The sequence below is a fragment of the Acinetobacter sp. UBA6526 genome (genome assembly GCF_002434875.1).
Taxonomy (GTDB): domain Bacteria; phylum Pseudomonadota; class Gammaproteobacteria; order Pseudomonadales; family Moraxellaceae; genus Acinetobacter; species Acinetobacter venetianus.
The window spans coordinates 1-16,996 of the sequence record NZ_DJLC01000243.1; the positions used below are offsets into that span (position 1 = coordinate 1).

Genomic DNA, 16,996 nt, shown 5'->3' on the forward strand with positions numbered 1-16,996 from the left:
TTTAGATATACACATTAGTTTGCATATACTGGGAATTTTGCACAAACAGCTTCAACTTTTGCTTTCACATCAGCGATAACTTTTTCCTCACCTTTGCTGTCGATCACATCAGCGATCCAACCAGCAAGTTCGCGAACTTCCGCTTCACCGAAACCACGTGTTGTAACTGCTGGCGTACCAATACGGATACCAGAAGTGACAAATGGTGAACGTGGATCATTTGGAACCGCGTTTTTGTTTACAGTGATATGTGCAGCACCTAACCAAGCATCAGCATCTTTACCCGTTACGTCTTGCTTAATTAAAGACAATAAGAATAAATGGTTTTCTGTACCACCAGAAACAACATCATAACCACGCGAAATTAATACTTCAGCCATTGCTTGAGCATTTTTCACAACTTGTTGTTGGTAAGTTTTGAATTCATCAGACATCGCCTCTTTGAAGCAAATTGCTTTAGCAGCAATTGCATGCATCAAAGGACCGCCTTGGTTACCAGGGAATACAGCTGATTGAAGTTTTTTCTCGATTTCTTCGTTTGCTTTCGCAAGGATTAAACCAGAACGAGGACCACGAAGTGTTTTATGAGTCGTCGTTGTTGTTACATCAGCAATTTGAACTGGGTTAGGATAAACACCAGCAGCAACCAAGCCTGCAACGTGAGCCATATCAACAAAAAGATAAGCACCTACTTTATCCGCGATGTCACGGAAACGCTGCCAATCAACAACTTGGCTATAAGCAGAGAAACCAGCAACGATCATGCGTGGCTTATGTTCTAAAGCTAAACGTTCTACTTCTTCATAATCGATTTCGCCAGTTTCAGGGTTTAAGCCATACTGAATCGCATTATAAGTTTTACCAGAAAAACTTACTTTAGCACCGTGCGTCAAGTGACCACCGTGAGCTAAGCTCATACCCAAAACTGTATCGCCTGGGTTGAGAAGCGCTAAATAAACAGCAGAGTTTGCTTGTGAACCTGCATGTGGTTGAACGTTTGCATAGTCAGCACCAAACAACGCTTTTGCACGATCAATGGCAAGTTGTTCGATGACATCAACATATTCACAACCGCCGTAATAGCGTTTGCCAGGATAACCTTCTGCATATTTATTCGTAAGTTTTGAGCCTTGAGCTTCCATTACAGCTTTAGAGCAATAGTTTTCAGAAGCAATTAACTCGATGTGAGCTTCTTGGCGTTCACCTTCAGAAGCGATCGCTTGAGCTAATTCTGGATCAAATTCAGCAATAGAGATATTGGCAAACATTAGCGGAGGGTCCTATAAATTAGGGCTTTTAAGCCGTGCTAAAGATTGGTCCGAATTATAGCATGAAGTTTGCTGTTACAGAGCTTGATATTTATTTAATTATTGGTGAATTTTATTCATGCATGGCTATTTATTTCTTTTTTGAGAAACCAATTATTTCTTTTTTATACAATTCTATTTTTTAATTATTGAATCATTAAAGCCCAGTTATCTAAGACAATAGAAAACTGGGCTTCCCCTACCATGAAAATTATTAGTTCATTGGTGGCATAGCTGTTTTCACATCATTCACGATGTTTTGAATATTTAGGGCATAAGCTGTACCGTGATCCCAATCAGCGTTCGTTATATATTGCACCTGAGAACCCTTCAGCGTTGCAGCTGAAACTAGCGCATTTGTCGCAACCATCGGCACAGTTGTATCTTTAGCACCTTGATAGATCGTAACAGGTTGATCTAACTTAACCTGTGCAGGTTGCGAATCGCTCTCCAAGAAAGTTTTCACCAACGGTAATAACATGAAATTTTCTTGTGTCCGCGGGTAGTTTGTTAAATTACCATTTTGACCTGCATAGGTTTGCATCGCAGCAGCAAATTTACCTCCCAGAACATCATAACAATCTGACTCTGCATTGCTCGCAATTAAATCTGTTGGTGATTTAAAGACATTTGAATAGTTAAATGTTGGTTGAAGATTTCTCAAACCAGCTGTAATCAAAGCTGTAAAAGTATCCAATTGTGCATAAACAGGTATTTGCTGAGCAACTGGTGCATCTTTAACAGATAACTCTCCACCATATAAAATCGTACCTAAATTTGATGCTGGAGCGACAGCAACAGTCCCCTTATAGTCCAACTTTGCACGACTTGCATATTGAGCCGCACCTAGCGCTGCTTGACCACCTTGAGAATGACCTACAGCCATCCATTGACGTGATATAACTTTCCCTTGTCCTGCTAAATAAGAACGTGCTGCAACTACCGCATCAGTAATAGAATATGCTTCGCTTTTCACATTTAAGAATGGATGTAATTCTCGTCCGCTTGGCTCACCCAAACCTTCATAGTCTGGTGCAACAACTACATAACCCTCTGCAAGAAATTGACTAATCATTGCTTTAATATATGGATTTGTTTCGTTACGACTGGGTGCGCACTGATCTGCTACACCAGTTGTACCATGTGCCCACGCAACAATTTTCCATCCTCCAGCTGGCATAGGACCACCAGGAACAAATACTAAGCTCGTAGCCGTTGTTACTTTTCCATCCTGTCCTAACATTTTATAAGTCATGACTGAACTTTCAGAAGCAACTGCACTGAAATCCGACTTTACATAAGGGACAGGAATACCAACGACTGGATCAGCAATATTATTTTCAGGTACATCAGGTTTTGAAGAATAATAGTATGTATCACCATCACCACCACATGCTGTAAGCAATAAGCTAGAACTCAGCATAACCGCCGTAAGTAATTTCATCTTCATGAAGTTTTTCCTTAACTCTTTTATTTATTGTTTTCCTTAGGTCTGAATTTCTAAGGCATTAACCTTTATAAGAATTACGCCCAATATTGCTTTGATTCAAGTACTTTTTTCATTTTCATCATTTTTTGACTTTTATTTAGGCAGAAAGCACACTAGAACATATAAAATATCGTTATGCCTTCCCTTAGTGATTGTCTTATGTAAATTTCTTGTAAGATAATAAAATTCTAAATTCAACTCGAGCCATTTTTTATGCAAGCCATTATTTTAGATACAGAAACACATACATTAAATGGTTTGCCTATTGAAATTGCTTACGCGCCCATTGAAATTCAAGCTGGCAAATTAAGTTTAGATAAGTCACAAATCTTTGACCAACTCTACCAAGTTGGACAACCGATCTCATTTGCTGCAATGGCGGTACATCACATTTTAGAATCTGATTTAATCGATCAGCCCTTTTATAATGAATTTCAACTTCCACCAGAAACTCAATATATTATTGGCCATAACGTTGATTATGATATTGCTGCTATTGCTAGATGTGGGGTAGATACTTCAGCTCTAAAACCTATTTGTACTTTGGCTTTGGCTCGTCGCGTATGGGAAAATGCAGAAGCTCATAACATTTCGGCTTTGATTTATTTAATTTCAAAAGGCAGTGACAAAGCGCGGGAAATGTTAAAAGGTGCACATCGTGCGGATGCTGACATTATTTTAACGGCCAATATTTTGATGCATATCATTCATCAATTAGATATCCAAAATATAGAAGAACTCTATATTGCTTCAGAAGAAGCGCGTGTTCCTAAAAGTATTACTTTTGGAAAACATAAAGGTACAGCTATTCAAGACCTCCCTGCCGATTACATTCAATGGCTTTTACGCCAAGAAGATCTTGATCCCTATTTACGTAAAGCTCTTGAAGCAAAATTGATTAAATAACCCCTGCTCATAGAACATTTGGAACTGTTTTCCAAACAATCTATTCAAGACAATGATATTTAATAATTTGTTAACATTATTGTCATTTTTTAACCTTATCTTAATCTCCATCTAAATCTTGGTTGGGGGAGATTAAGAAATGTCACATTTTTTCAAAACAGAACTCGGGCAAAGTGCCTTGCAACAACGCAATATTGCTTTGACAGCACGTCAACGCCGTTTATTACTTTTGATAGACCATGATGATTTCAAAGATCTTGATAAAGACTACAAAGAAAGAATTGCACCCTCTGAGTTAGTAAAACAACTCATTGACATGGGACTTTTAGCTGAGCAAGAGACTCGTTCAAATAAAGTTGAAGCTAAAGAAAACGACTCATTCATACAAGAAGAAATTGTCAAAGCTGAAAATACTGAGGCCATTCATAAAGAACAGACAAAAGAAATTTCAGAAGTTAAAACACCTGCTTCTGAAACCATTGAATTAGAAAAATTACCTTTTATCGAAATTCAGCAAGTTATGATTCAAACACTAACAACGTTTTGTGGACTAATGGCACGTCCGCTAATACAAAAAATTCAGTCCATAAAAACCGTACAGCAATTAAAAGCATGTCAAATGCAGTGGATTACTTCTTTGCAAGAATCTCGTATTCCACCCGCACAACTGAATCAGACTCTTAAACTCATTAATTATTCAGTTCAGCATTTATGATTGAGATATTGTTAAACATCTCGATAAGTTGAGAATAAAATTGATGTTTTAATAAACAAGAAGCATCTTTGTTTCATGCTATATATTTACCTGCATGTATTTTTTGCCTATGATGTGGCACGCATGCGCTCATAGCTCAACTGGATAGAGTACAGGTCTCCGAAGCCTGTGGCGTGGGTTCGAGTCCCGCTGAGCGCACCATTTTATGGTCTAATTCAGTATCTACATAGATATACAATACAATAAATTAATATAAATCAATATTTTAATTAATATAAAAGTTAATAACTGTCTCTATTGATCTACCAAAATCCATGTTTCTTTACGGTAATTTATACGGTAAACTCGTTTTACCGTATAAACTAATACCGCAAAAATGCCAAAAGTTGTTGTACCACTTACAGATACCAAAATAAAAAAGACCAAAGCTGATCCTGAAAACATACAAAAGCTATCTGATGGAAAAGGCTTATTTTTAATGATTACCAAGAATGGAGAAAAATTCTGGCGTTTTGACTATGCTCGTCCTTATACAAAGAAACGTAACTCTATAAGCTTCGGTAATTACCCTATCATTGGTTTGGCAGAAGCAAGGCAACGACGTGATGACGCTCGTACATTACTTGCTCAGAACATTGATCCTCAAGTAGAGAAATTAAGAATTGAGAATGAGATTCTAAATGCAAATAAGAATATATTCTCAATTGTAGCTCTAGAATGGGCAACAAAGCAGAATTTTGCTGAAGCTACAGTTAAAGGACAACAACGTTTATTTGAAGTGATTTTCAAACATATTGGCAGGATTCCTATCCATGAACTAAAGCCAATGGATATTTTAAATATTTGTCGTATTTACGAAAAAGAAGGCAAACATGAAACAGCAAAGAAGGTAAAAACTAAATGTGGTCAAATTTTCCGTTACGCTGTCTCATTAGGCTTATGTGAACGCGATGTAACACAAGATTTAAGAGGGGTTTTAACTACACCTGAGACTAAACATATGGCAGCAATCATAGATCCAGATGAGTTTGCTAAACTTCTAAATGATCTAGATCATTATGATGGTTCAGTTATCACGCAATATGCTTTGCGTATTGCTCCTCTAGTCTTTGTTCGCCCAGGCGAATTACGCCATGCGAAATGGGCTGATATTGACTTAGGAAAAGGTCGTTGGGAATACACGCCACCTAAAACCAAGAAAAAAACAGGTGTATCACATATCGTTCCATTATCGACTCAAGTCGTTCAAATGCTGAAAGAGCTTGCCAAAATAACTCAGGCAAACAGCGAATACGTTTTCCCCTCTCTTACCACATGGCAACGCCCGATGTCTGAAAATACAGTTAATCAGGCTTTACGTCGCTTAGGCTATACATCAGAGGAAGCATGTGGGCACGGTTTTCGAGCTTCTGCTAGAACTATTTTAGAAGAAGTACTTGAATACCCTGTTGAATGGATTGAGCAACAACTAGCTCATAAAGTCAGAGATATGCATGGAACAGCTTACAATCGTACTAAGCACTTAGACAAACGTACTGAAATGATGCAAGCTTGGGCGGATTATTGTGAAAATATTAAACTGCTTCATTCAACTCTTTAAAGAAGTATCCATCTACTTTCGTATTAAGTTAAACTAACATCCATAAGATTAAAATTACTTAACCATCAATCTATTAAAGAAATTTGATAAACTATACTTCACTACAACAAGGTAAGTAAATGCTTCAACTAGACTAGAGATAATATTCATCACAGCGTAGATAATTTAGAAAAAAGAAAAATTACTTTCTAGTAGTTTTTCCCTTATTAATTGATAAGATAGCTAAAAAATTTCGGTAGATAAATTATGAAAATTAACTCCATCGAACTAACAGATGTAGGTGGAATACCCCATCTAAATTTGGAATTTTTGAATACACAGATGAACATTATTTGTGGTGAAAATGGTGTAGGCAAGACAACCTTATTGGATAGTATTGGACATATTTTTACAAATCAATATTCACATATTCTCAAAAAAAACATTAATTCGAATAGGGCTACAATTAATGGGAATGTAACCGATGATAGAGGGAATAAACTTAACCCTATATTACTTTTTAATCAATCCAGACCAGATCAAGGGAGTCCTATGAATGGATTAGGACATTTATCCTTTAAATTAATATCCTTAAAGGTTGATCGTACATTTTCTTATCAAAAGTTAGATGCTATAACTAAAGATCAGACTAAACAAGAAGATCATGCTTCCCATCAATCAATTAATGGAATTGATTATAGAGATATTAAAAGTTGGTTTTTACATAGGCATTTATACTCAGCTCATCCAGAAGCATTAAAAAAAGAGCAATTAGAAAATTTTGCACTTGCAAAAAGATGTTTTTCTATTCTAAATCCAGCTTTTAATTTTAGTAGGGTTGATGCAAATGATAATGAAATCATGTTAAATACTCCGAGTGGAGAGATCTATTATGAGTATTTATCATCGGGTTTTAAATCTACAATATCGATTGTATTTGGAATAATAAAAGAAATTGAGTTGCGATTTAAATCACCATATATGCTAGCACATGAATTTGATGGAATTATTTTAGTTGATGAAATTGAATTACATCTTCATCCAGAATGGCAAGGTAGAATTTGTTCTGTTTTAAAAGAAGTTTTTCCAAGAGCGCAATTTTTTATTTCCACACATAGCCCACATGTTGTACAAACTGCTTTACGTGGTGAAGTTATCGCCTTGGAGCGCAATGAAACTGGCGTGTCAAAACGCGAATTGCCAACATCTGAATATGGCTATCAAGGTTGGACTATTGAGGAAATTCTAGAAGATATAATGGGAATGCCAGATCTTCGAACACAGAAATATAATGAGATTAAAAAAAGATTTGAAGATGCTTTGGATGAGATGAATAAAGTTGAAGCACAAAATGCATATAATGAATTGAATAAGATGTTACATCCTGATTATCCATTACGTCCTGTTTTCCAAATGCAGCTTGACAGTCTTGGGGAATAATCCATGATTAAGCTGGAAAGAAAAGAGAAGCCTGAATACTTAAGTAATGAAAAAGTAGCTGAACTAACTGAACGATTTAAGATAAACAAAAAAGATACTGTTTGGAAACATACTGACATCCATAGTGCCCTGCTTTTATCTAGTTCATCTAAATGTGCATTTTGTGAAGCACAATTACAAACTGGTACAGCTTACATGGAAATTGAGCATTTTAAAGATAAGGATACATACCCAGAGCATGTAGTTGATTGGGAAAACCTTTTACCATCTTGTAAGCGTTGCAATACTACGAAAGGAACTCATGATGTAGTTACTGAACCAATTATTAATCCTTTTGATACCGATCCCAAAGAACATTTAACTCAAGCTGTATGTAGGATTTATTTTAAGACACAACTTGGAGAGTCAACGAGGGATGTATTAAATCTTAATGATGATCGTTTATTGCGCCTCCGATTTGAGACTTGGAACTATGTTATCAATCAGGTTGAAAGTATCTATTATGATATGGAGAGAAAAACTACTTTAAATAGACGAGAAAGGAATAAACTTGCAAATTTATTAACTTCTTGCCAATCTGATCGTGCATTTTCGGGATTTGCATCTACAGCATTGCATCAATCGGTTGAATATACAAAGATTATTGCGTTACTAAAAAACCATAACCTGTGGGATGATCATTTAGAGTTATTGCACACTAGCTCATTAAACCTTATCCTAGATTGTCGCACATAAACTAAAGTCCGGAATGGGGCTTTTATGATCTAGGCGGTATAACTATTATATCACTACACCACAGATTGTTATTAACAGCTTAAACGATGACTTAGAAAACAAATTTTGCATTCTATTAGGTTCATGTACTAGTTCAATCCTAGTCTGACAGTCAGCATTTTTCAATGTATCTATCAGGCTAAATTGAGGTAAGCAACTTTCGCAAATCAACAACTGCTTGTTTTTTCGTAAGATCAAGTACAGACTTAGGAAAAAGTATCATATAGCTCTTTGCTTCTGTTGGTTGACCTGCTAATTGAGGGTGTAAAGACTTTTTGCATAATTCAGAAGTTTCAGGAATTCTTTGCCTTAAAATATCTAGCAGCATACCCTCTAAACATAAAGGCTCAGATAGTAAAATAATAATATTATTTCTCTTAGCTAAACTAATATCTTGCTGCTTTATAGCAACGTCACTATCCATAAAAATGTATTTTTTATCATAGGCAGCATGACTGGTCTTTTTAATTGCTGTCTTAATTACATCGTGAGGTGAACCACCATCTGCTGAATTAATCGTAACTTTTTGACCAGAATCCCGATGGTCATAAAGACTTTTCATGTGATCTAAAAAGGCTTTATCGTGCGCTCCCTCTGCAACAATGATGAGTGTTGTTTTTTTAATGTGACGAGTTCTAGCCATAATGCATAACCTCACACATTTGGAACAGCATCAAATGCGCCAGCCATGTACTTCGCATATAAATTATCATCTGCCCTGACACCAACTACATCATCTAAACGCCAAGCTTCTGATTCTTGATTTTCTTTCTGCACAAGATAAATTTGATGCTTCTGAAGTATGTTAAATACCTCAGGTGTGTGACAGCTAAAAATAAGTTGTGCTTGATAAGGATTTGTTTGTTCAAATTTAAATAAATCAATTAAATGAGGTAAAAGATGTGGATGCAAGTCGTTATCAATTTCATCAATAATTGCTAAACCACCTTTCTGTAAAATTGGCAAAATTATACTTAACAAAATAAAAGCAGAGCGAGTGCCATTAGATTCATTAATGAACCAGAATTTTAATTCTTCATTGCCATATTGATGTATTGCTACTGGCATTAAAACTTCTTTAGCTTGTTGATCTAAATCAAATGAAACAACCTGCTCAAATTTTAACTTTGAAATTCCAATATCGAACTTACACAGTAAATTTTCTACTTGATTTTTAAGAATTTCATTATCATTAAACAACTCAGCAGCTTCAATTAAAGCCTCGCTAGAGTGTTCCTCTCGTCCCGTTGGATGAACATTAAAAGCAAAACTGCTAAAGAAATGAACAACTTTTTTAGCTACCGGACTGTCTAACAAGTTAGCATAAGCAATCAAAGAAACATTTGTATTAGCATCATCAGCTAATGAGGGTGAAAGGAAATGACGGTGTTTATAACTTACAATTTCTTCATCATTTATTCTCTCAAAAATATAACTAAAACTACGACTAGTTTTCTGATACAAAGCTTCCCGATAAACTTTCTTTGTTGTAACACTTAACTCGTAACGATACTCGTCATATAAATCATCCTCGTTTTTTAATAAAAATCCAACTTCAAAATTTGATATCTTTTCTTCAGTACCTTTGAATGGAGAAAATAAAATAGCATCATTAGATTCTAGTCGTTTCGCAGAACGTGCAATAAACCAACTTAAAAAAGGTAAAACTTTTAAAAACTGAGTCTTACCAGAGCCATTTGCTCCCAAAACCCCAGTTACTTTATTTAACCGAAACTTATCATAGGTAGTTTTCAAATTAATATCATATAAAGACTCAGCTGGCTGTTTGCCAACTTTAAAAGACCACTCTCCCTCTCCTGCAAAGGAGAAGAAATTATTAAAACGAATATAGAGCAGCATAGAAACGCCTATTCAACAAAATTTTGTTAAGTTCTTTACAATATAGCACATAGAGTATACTTTCCTAGCTCAATTAACTACTGCAATCAATTTATCACCCAAATACAACACATTTTTTATCAAAAAAATAAGGAGGCTCTCGCCTCCCACTTATTTTCGACTAGCTAACTTAGTCTCAATCCATTGATTGATTTCTAAAGCTGACCAAGCGACACGATTGACAGATAACTTTATCGGTTTAGGAAAAGTCACATCATAGCGTGGCGATTTCTGATTCATCATTAAATATATAGTTGGTCGACTTAACCCCGTAATTTCACAAACTTGTGAGATTTTAAGCAATTGATTCATCTGAAAAGTTTGACCTGTGAACGCATTCATGATGTTTTTCTCCCAATCAATGATGCGAGCGCAATTTCGCTCAAATAATAGAGCTCGCTGTAAGAAAAAACGTCCTGCTTCCACCCAATCAATTCAAAGCCTGAACTGACTGCTGCAACCCTTTCTGAATATCCTGAACATGAGTCAAATCATGGGACTGCTGATGCTGTTCTGATTTAGATTCATCCGTGTAAAACTCCTCAACAATATCCAGACCCTCTTCACTTCCCACTTCAAAGCTGGCATTACTGTAACTCTGCCGTGCTACATGATATAAAGCCTCCTGATAAAACCCTGCTGCCTTACTCTATTCATCCATCAGCTTGGCTGAAGTAATTGATTCCTGCAAATTCACACCATCACGTAAAGTTAAGTGCACATACTAGATTGGGATACGGTAGCTTTAGTTGATAATTACGCCTCAGTAAGAAAAATCGCAATAAATAGTTGGTATAAGATTAAACCACCAAAAGTAATATGAATAAGTTTAGCTTATTAAATTTAGTTCATAATTATTATAGGAAATAAAAGTTGTAGGGTAGCTAACTACCCTACGACACTTAAATATTAATAGATGATGGACTGATTCATTGTTAAATCTGCTATAGACAATGAGTCAGCTTGGTTAGTAAAAATTAGAAGATCTTTCGAAAGTTCGGTTGGCTGATTACGAGCACTCAATGTATTAGTTTTTGCATTAGCATCATAAATAATCTCGATATAATCGGAAAGATTAGAGCTGTTTGCATGATTATCTAATATTTGAGACAAATCAATTTGATCTTCTGTCATATCAAAATCAGTCACAAAGTCGACAGGAGTTTCACCTGAAGCATTGAGCAACAATTCAAGAATATCATTGCCCTCATTTAGGACAAATAATTCACTCACAGCTGCATCACTGCTCAGAATATTGTTACCTGAATCACCCATTACAATACTGGTGACTTCGTCCTCAGCATTAACAGGACGGTCCACACCAAACACCTGATAAATCTGCTGTGAGGAAATACTGCCCCCTGTTTCGAAATTAAAAGATTCGACCTCATGCGCACCACCAAGGAAGAAGTCTTTTACCGTAATCTTGTCACTATTACTACCATTCACCTTAAGGATCAGGTCATCGCCTGATTTAGTTAAATAGTTACCCACCTGACTAAAGGCAATATCATTGCCAAAAAGCACCTGATCTGTACCCAGCTTTTCATCAATGACCATCACACCTGAACTATAGTTATAGATCGTGTTAAAGGCATCTGAATCTATATTTTCAGGTGGAATGTTTGCTGGCGCACTTTGCTGTGGCATGGTGATTCCAAATGCCCCAAAAATCTGCTCAGCAGTAATTTGTCCTCCAGTCTCAAACTGGAATGTCTCAACCAAATACTCACCAGCCAAGAAGAAATTTTTTACTGTGACTTTATTGGTGTTACTACCGTTCACTTTCAAAATCAGGTCATCACCTGATTTAGTCAAATAACTTCCCACCTGATTTAAAGTAATACCATTTTTAAAGATGACTTTATCATTGCCTGATTGTTCTGTGATAGTTAACGCACCAGAAGTGTAATTATAAGTCGTATCTCCAACAACTTCACTTGATCCTTGATTACCTGAACCACCAGTAGATGGAAGAGTGAGACCAAATGCATCAAAGATTTGCTGTGCAGTAAGCGCTCCACCCGTCTCAAACTCAAAGTTCTCAACTAAAGAATTTCCTGCGAGAAAGAAGTTCTTTACTGTGACTTTATTAGTATTACTACCATTGATCTTAAGAACTAAATCATCACCCGATTTACTCAGATAATTTCCAACTTGACTAAAAGTAATCCCATTTTTAAAGATGACTTTGTCAGTGCCAGATTGTTCATTGATCGTCAATTCTCCGGCTGTATAACTATAAATAGTATCCCCGACAGGATTAGCTGGTTGAGTACCACCACCAGTTGTTGGAATGGTTAAGCCAAATGCACCAAAAATTTGTTCCGCTGTCAGTTGGCCACCTGTTTCAAAGTCAATCGTTTCAACTAAATTGTTACCCGCAAGAAAGTAGTTTTTCAATGTAACTTGATTAGCTGAGCTGCCATTTACTTTCAAGATGAGATCATTCCCAGATTTCATTAGCCCAGATCCAACCTGATTGAAGGTAATTCCATTACTAAAACGTAATACGTCTATACCACCAACTTCTTGTAGAACATCTTTCCCCCCTGTGTAGAAGAAAATATTATCCTCATCACCACCAATCAATGAATCATTTCCCAATGTGTCATAAATTGCCCCAGGAATAGGTGTATTTGCAGATGGCTGAATATTTATATTCACGCCGACCCCTGTACCTACCCCATAGAGGTCAGTCCCCCACAAATAGAAATTTAATTGCCCAACATCAACTCCTTCAGGTGGACTGACAGTAATAGTTAAAGTCAGTGGGTCAAAGATGATCCATTCAGGAATATCTTGATAGTCACCACTGGCATCTTGAGTTTGTAGAGTCAGTTTAAAGCTGAGTTGGTCATCCGCATCTGGATCGGTAATAATATTACTAAAAGTATACTGGAGGACTTCTTCAATTTTTACATTTAGAGTTGAAGGATACTGTTGAATAACAGGTGCTTGGTTATTCTCAGCTCGAAGTAGAAGTGAGTCAATTTCACTTGTTGTCCATATCTCCCCTGAATCAAATACGATTTGATCAAATTTATTGCTAAATGTAGTATTTTCACTATCTTGATAATCAGCTAAGTTATAATTTGACAACCATATTTTATCAGTACTATTTCTAAATCCAATTAGAACACTTTCACCGAATTTTTGAGCATATAAGCTATTAGCCTCATGACCCTCAATTTTCAAAATATTTACAGCAGATAACTCATCCTCGAAACTAAAAGTATCCGTTCCTCCGCCCTTTTTGTAGATATAAGTATCATCTCCAGCAAGACCGTTAATAAAATTATCTTGCTCATTTCCTGTAATGATATTATCTAACTCGTTACCAAAAGCTACTTTGGCATCACCTTTTAAGATTACATTTTCTACATTAGATTGTAGGTTATGGTAATTCCCTGTATCGAACCAGTTTCCATTTGAATCTTGCGAATAAAATCTTTTATCATCCCATTGCTCAATAGTATCTATGCCACCACTATCACCAAAAACATAGCCAGCAGGGTTTAAAATACCTTCTACAACTTGATCACCTCGAATTAAAGTCGTAGTTCCATCAGAATTTGTTATGAGCTTGTCGTACTGGTTCACAACATAATAGTCGTCACCAGCGCCACCACTCATGATATCGGCACCACCTTTGCCATCTAGATAGTTATTTCCAGAATTTCCATAAAGCCCATTTTCTTTAGCATCACCGATAGCATTAAAGTCTCCACTTCCTTTTAAATGAATTTCCTCAAGATTAGTCCCCTCAAGATCAAAATTATTCTCGATGAAAATAGCATCATAACCCTCATCTTCATTTTCAATGATTGTGTCGGTTCCATTAACATCATAAGAGTCATCCCCTAATCCACCGATCAATATATTGGCTCCCTCATCACCTTGAAGCCAGTCTCTACCATTGCCACCAATAATTAGGTCATCACCCGCACCACCAAATAAAGTATCGTCGCCTTCACCACCATGTATTTCATCATTACCTGCTAAACCAAATATAAAATCATCGCCAAACCCGCCTTGTATATGATCTATTTCGTTCCCACCATGAAGTCGATCATCCCCTAAGCCGCCATCAATTAAATTTTGTGCGACTAGATTTCCACGAACTTCATCATTTCCATCGTAAGCATTAATAATATTTAGTCGATTATTTAATGTACCAACAATAACCTCACTGTTATCACTACCTTCAAAGGTAACTCTAGACATCAGATCACTATTGTTCCATATCGCTTGATCAGCAAACTGTATCTTTAAAGCTGAATTTTGAGAGTTCAGAATATAGTTTTTTAATACAATTGTGTCAGTTAAGCCATATTGAATAATGAGATCACTATCTTGGAAAGTAATATTGGAAATATCTGAAGTATATATATTTTGAAAAACTACTTTATTTTCTTCTAAAGAATAGTCAAGTTCATGAATCTCATCAATACCATCACCTAACTCAAAGTGATATGTATCGTTGCCACTGCCTCCATACAGTCGATCACTACCTTTTTTCCCAATTAATGTATCATTCCCATCAAAACCATAAATTTGGTTTCCTAAATCATTACCTGTAAGTAGATCTACACCTCTCCAGCCATTAATATATAACTCATCTGAAGAATCACTAATGTTTTGAAGGGGAGATTCAAGTATTGTAGTTAAAGAAAAAACTTGATCCTTGAACCTAAAAGAAATATTTTTTATTGAAGTAGAATCCAATGCCCCTAGCAGGGTTACTTCATCAGTTCCATATTTAATTACTAAATTATGACCTTGTTGAAAGAATGTAGCTTCAGTAGAAATAACATCAGTAAACGCAATTTTATCAGTACCAGTAGAGAGATTTTCATAATTGACAAAATCTTTACCTGCACCTTTAAATAGAATATAGGTATTGTTACCTTCACCACCATTTAAAAAGTCATTATTTTTTCCCGAAACTATAATATCATTACCACTGTCACCATTAACAGTTATACCAATATCGGTATCAATAATTACAATATCATCTCCACTTCCCGCATCGAAGATCGTATTTGCTGAATTACCAATTACACTAAAATCATTTCCATTCGTTCCATTAGTTGAAGGAGTATCTACATCAGCAAAAACTTGATCGATTAATAACTTTAAAGCTGGATCATTTGAAAAATCATCTCTCCACTGCTGGAGCAAAACAAAACCTTTCTCCCAACCAGCAATATCTAAAAAATTTCCATTAATTTCTAATAAATCTTTCAAATCTTCAATAGCGGCTAAAGGTGATAAGATAATTTTCTGCGAAAAAATTTGTTCTAAGTTAGAAAAATCAAAATAGACTTCATCCTCCTCTAACCCTAAGTACATATCTACAGAATCTAAATAAGGCTTTAGAATAGTTTGATTCAACAAGTCAGAAAATATAGATTCCTTAACAAAATCATAAATTTGCTCGACGCTAGATATTTGATCAGCAAGATATTGATTTAATTGGGTTGTAGGTTCCCTACCTAAAAATGCATCAACGAATCTAACCTTCGCTGTAAGATTAGCATCTGCAATTTCTGGTGGAGGTGGTGGTGTAGTTAAATAGGTTGGAACAGGATCACCTCTCCGTACATAAATTACATTTTCTGAGTTTGATGATTGATACCACTCTACATTTATTAACCGGATAATTTCAATAGGATCATTTGAATAAGCAGGATCAGACTTAGCCCAAGATTTAACTAAGCTGTCGAGTAACTCTTTTTGCTGAGATCTTGTAGTAGCATTAACATATTGTGATAATAAATTTTTAAATTCTGTAGATTGCATAGCAACCTGATGCAGATCTTGCAGTCGACCATAACCTTTTAATTGAGGGAGAACAGAGACATCTTGTGTAACCTCAACTTGGCTAGTAAATTTACTATAGATATCCTGATTTTCGAAATTAACATCAGCCATTTTCCCAAGGGAGCCATCTGCTTTAGTATATGAACCTGTTTCAGCTAAATAACCACCTTCTACTTGCTCATTTTTTATTTCATTAATATTTACGTTTAGACTCTGTATACCCACGTCATTTAAAGAAAAAAGCTCTGAAGCTTGACTGACACCATCTCCATTTATGTCTTTCCAAATTTTTAACTCATTAAAACTTGCGTCATTACTATCAACTTTTCCATCCCCATTACTATCTAAATCAGACAATGCTGCAAAACCATTTTTGGCATTTGTACCATTCGCTAATTTTGTACTGTCGCCAAATAGTTCAGCACCTGAGTTTATGGTTCCATCACTGTTTATATCTCTAACTAGAAGACCATCTTCAGGTGAAACCCACCCCGTAGCTGTTTTAATCCCATCATTATCCCCATCAAAAACAGCTCCTTGAAATTTATTTGCTGCAATTGTTCCTATCTCGCCATCCCCATTCAAATCTAGGATTAAAGGATCATAGTATTCAATACGATAATCCCTAGATGGGGGATTTCCATTGTTTGGATTTGATGAATTAGGATCAGGAAATAGAGGATCAAGCCATTGGGGATTCTCTTGTATTAAATCAATTATTTCATTCCAACCCTCCCCTGCATACCAAACAGCTCCAGCAACAGCTAATCCAGTAAGAATTACAGGCGATCCAGCAGCAATAGCGGTTGCGCCGACAGCACCAGCTGCTATACCCATAGCAGTTTGAAGTGCAGCGACACCAATATCTTGAGCAACATTTTCATATTCACCTGCCATTGCATGTTTTCCTGCTTGCAATGCTGTGGTCATATTCCCTAACTTTGCATATGCTGGTACTTCAGCAGCACCAACAGCTGCCCTTAGCGTATCCCTTGCTGTATCAAAACCATCAGCTATATTTCCTACTGCATCTGGAAAATCATTGTTCTGATCTGTCATTT

At 36.0% G+C, this 16,996-nt stretch carries 11 protein-coding genes, 1 tRNA gene and 1 pseudogene; 6 read left to right on the forward strand and 7 right to left on the reverse strand.

Annotation, left to right across the window (positions count from 1 at the left end):
• Positions 1-14: 14 nt before the first annotated feature.
• Positions 15-1,268 (reverse strand): serine hydroxymethyltransferase, encoded by a 1,254-nt coding sequence (gene glyA / locus B4237_RS16725; protein WP_278596475.1) that lies wholly within the window; start codon positions 1,266-1,268, stop codon positions 15-17.
• A 253-nt stretch (positions 1,269-1,521) separates the two neighbouring features.
• The gene (locus B4237_RS16730) at positions 1,522-2,757 is read right to left on the reverse strand and encodes an alpha/beta hydrolase (RefSeq protein ID WP_004880114.1); all 1,236 of its coding nucleotides are present in this window, start codon (positions 2,755-2,757) and stop codon (positions 1,522-1,524) included.
• Between the two features lie 252 nt (positions 2,758-3,009).
• Here B4237_RS16730 and B4237_RS16735 point away from each other — a divergent pair, with 252 nt between their 5' ends.
• The 6 genes from B4237_RS16735 (at position 3,010) to B4237_RS16760 (ending at position 8,171) form a co-directional block, all read left to right on the forward strand.
• Positions 3,010-3,702, forward strand: a complete 693-nt coding sequence (locus B4237_RS16735) for a putative quorum-sensing-regulated virulence factor (RefSeq protein ID WP_023012498.1) — start codon at positions 3,010-3,012, stop codon at positions 3,700-3,702.
• 139 nt (positions 3,703-3,841) lie between these two features.
• A complete protein-coding gene (locus B4237_RS16740) occupies positions 3,842-4,417 on the forward strand; it encodes a hypothetical protein (protein WP_278596476.1) in 576 nt (191 codons plus the stop codon).
• Between the two features lie 125 nt (positions 4,418-4,542).
• Positions 4,543-4,618, forward strand: a tRNA-Arg gene (locus tag B4237_RS16745).
• Between the two features lie 175 nt (positions 4,619-4,793).
• A complete protein-coding gene (locus tag B4237_RS16750; protein ID WP_061526716.1) occupies positions 4,794-6,017 on the forward strand; it encodes a tyrosine-type recombinase/integrase in 1,224 nt (407 codons plus the stop codon).
• Between the two features lie 246 nt (positions 6,018-6,263).
• Positions 6,264-7,436 carry an AAA family ATPase gene (locus B4237_RS16755; protein ID WP_004963725.1) on the forward strand — a complete coding sequence of 391 codons (1,173 nt, stop codon included), beginning with the start codon at positions 6,264-6,266 and terminating at the stop codon, positions 7,434-7,436.
• Positions 7,437-7,439: 3 nt separating this feature from the next.
• The gene (locus B4237_RS16760; protein ID WP_004963727.1) at positions 7,440-8,171 is read left to right on the forward strand and encodes a hypothetical protein; all 732 of its coding nucleotides are present in this window, start codon (positions 7,440-7,442) and stop codon (positions 8,169-8,171) included.
• Between the two features lie 178 nt (positions 8,172-8,349).
• Here the strand turns inward: B4237_RS16760 and B4237_RS16765 are convergent, their stop codons facing one another.
• From B4237_RS16765 to B4237_RS16785, 5 genes and pseudogenes are all read right to left on the reverse strand, one after another.
• Positions 8,350-8,853 carry a hypothetical protein gene (locus B4237_RS16765; protein ID WP_007484243.1) on the reverse strand — a complete coding sequence of 168 codons (504 nt, stop codon included), beginning with the start codon at positions 8,851-8,853 and terminating at the stop codon, positions 8,350-8,352.
• Between the two features lie 11 nt (positions 8,854-8,864).
• Positions 8,865-10,070, reverse strand: a complete 1,206-nt coding sequence (locus B4237_RS16770; RefSeq protein WP_004963733.1) for an AAA family ATPase — start codon at positions 10,068-10,070, stop codon at positions 8,865-8,867.
• A gap of 150 nt (positions 10,071-10,220) precedes the next feature.
• Entirely contained in the window at positions 10,221-10,451 is a 231-nt protein-coding gene (locus B4237_RS16775) for a helix-turn-helix transcriptional regulator (RefSeq protein ID WP_004963736.1), read from the reverse strand.
• 88 nt (positions 10,452-10,539) lie between these two features.
• A pseudogene (locus B4237_RS16780) lies at positions 10,540-10,854 on the reverse strand (hypothetical protein); the annotation flags it as partial.
• A 164-nt stretch (positions 10,855-11,018) separates the two neighbouring features.
• A complete protein-coding gene (locus tag B4237_RS16785; RefSeq protein ID WP_286944039.1) occupies positions 11,019-16,994 on the reverse strand; it encodes a calcium-binding protein in 5,976 nt (1,991 codons plus the stop codon).
• Positions 16,995-16,996 lie beyond the last annotated feature (2 nt).

Bases quoted from the DNA above. Each gene is read 5' to 3' on its own strand.
- B4237_RS16740 (WP_278596476.1), top strand. From the start codon at position 3,842: ATGTCACATTTTTTCAAAACAGAACTCGGGCAAAGTGCCTTGCAACAA.
- B4237_RS16755 (WP_004963725.1), top strand. From the start codon at position 6,264: ATGAAAATTAACTCCATCGAACTAACAGATGTAGGTGGAATACCCCAT.
- B4237_RS16770 (WP_004963733.1), bottom strand. From the start codon at position 10,070: ATGCTGCTCTATATTCGTTTTAATAATTTCTTCTCCTTTGCAGGAGAG.
- B4237_RS16735 (WP_023012498.1), top strand. From the start codon at position 3,010: ATGCAAGCCATTATTTTAGATACAGAAACACATACATTAAATGGTTTG.
- B4237_RS16750 (WP_061526716.1), top strand. From the start codon at position 4,794: ATGCCAAAAGTTGTTGTACCACTTACAGATACCAAAATAAAAAAGACC.
- B4237_RS16785 (WP_286944039.1), bottom strand. From the start codon at position 16,994: ATGACAGATCAGAACAATGATTTTCCAGATGCAGTAGGAAATATAGCT.
- B4237_RS16730 (WP_004880114.1), bottom strand. From the start codon at position 2,757: ATGAAGATGAAATTACTTACGGCGGTTATGCTGAGTTCTAGCTTATTG.
- B4237_RS16760 (WP_004963727.1), top strand. From the start codon at position 7,440: ATGATTAAGCTGGAAAGAAAAGAGAAGCCTGAATACTTAAGTAATGAA.
- glyA (WP_278596475.1), bottom strand. From the start codon at position 1,268: ATGTTTGCCAATATCTCTATTGCTGAATTTGATCCAGAATTAGCTCAA.
- B4237_RS16765 (WP_007484243.1), bottom strand. From the start codon at position 8,853: ATGGCTAGAACTCGTCACATTAAAAAAACAACACTCATCATTGTTGCA.
- B4237_RS16775 (WP_004963736.1), bottom strand. From the start codon at position 10,451: ATGAATGCGTTCACAGGTCAAACTTTTCAGATGAATCAATTGCTTAAA.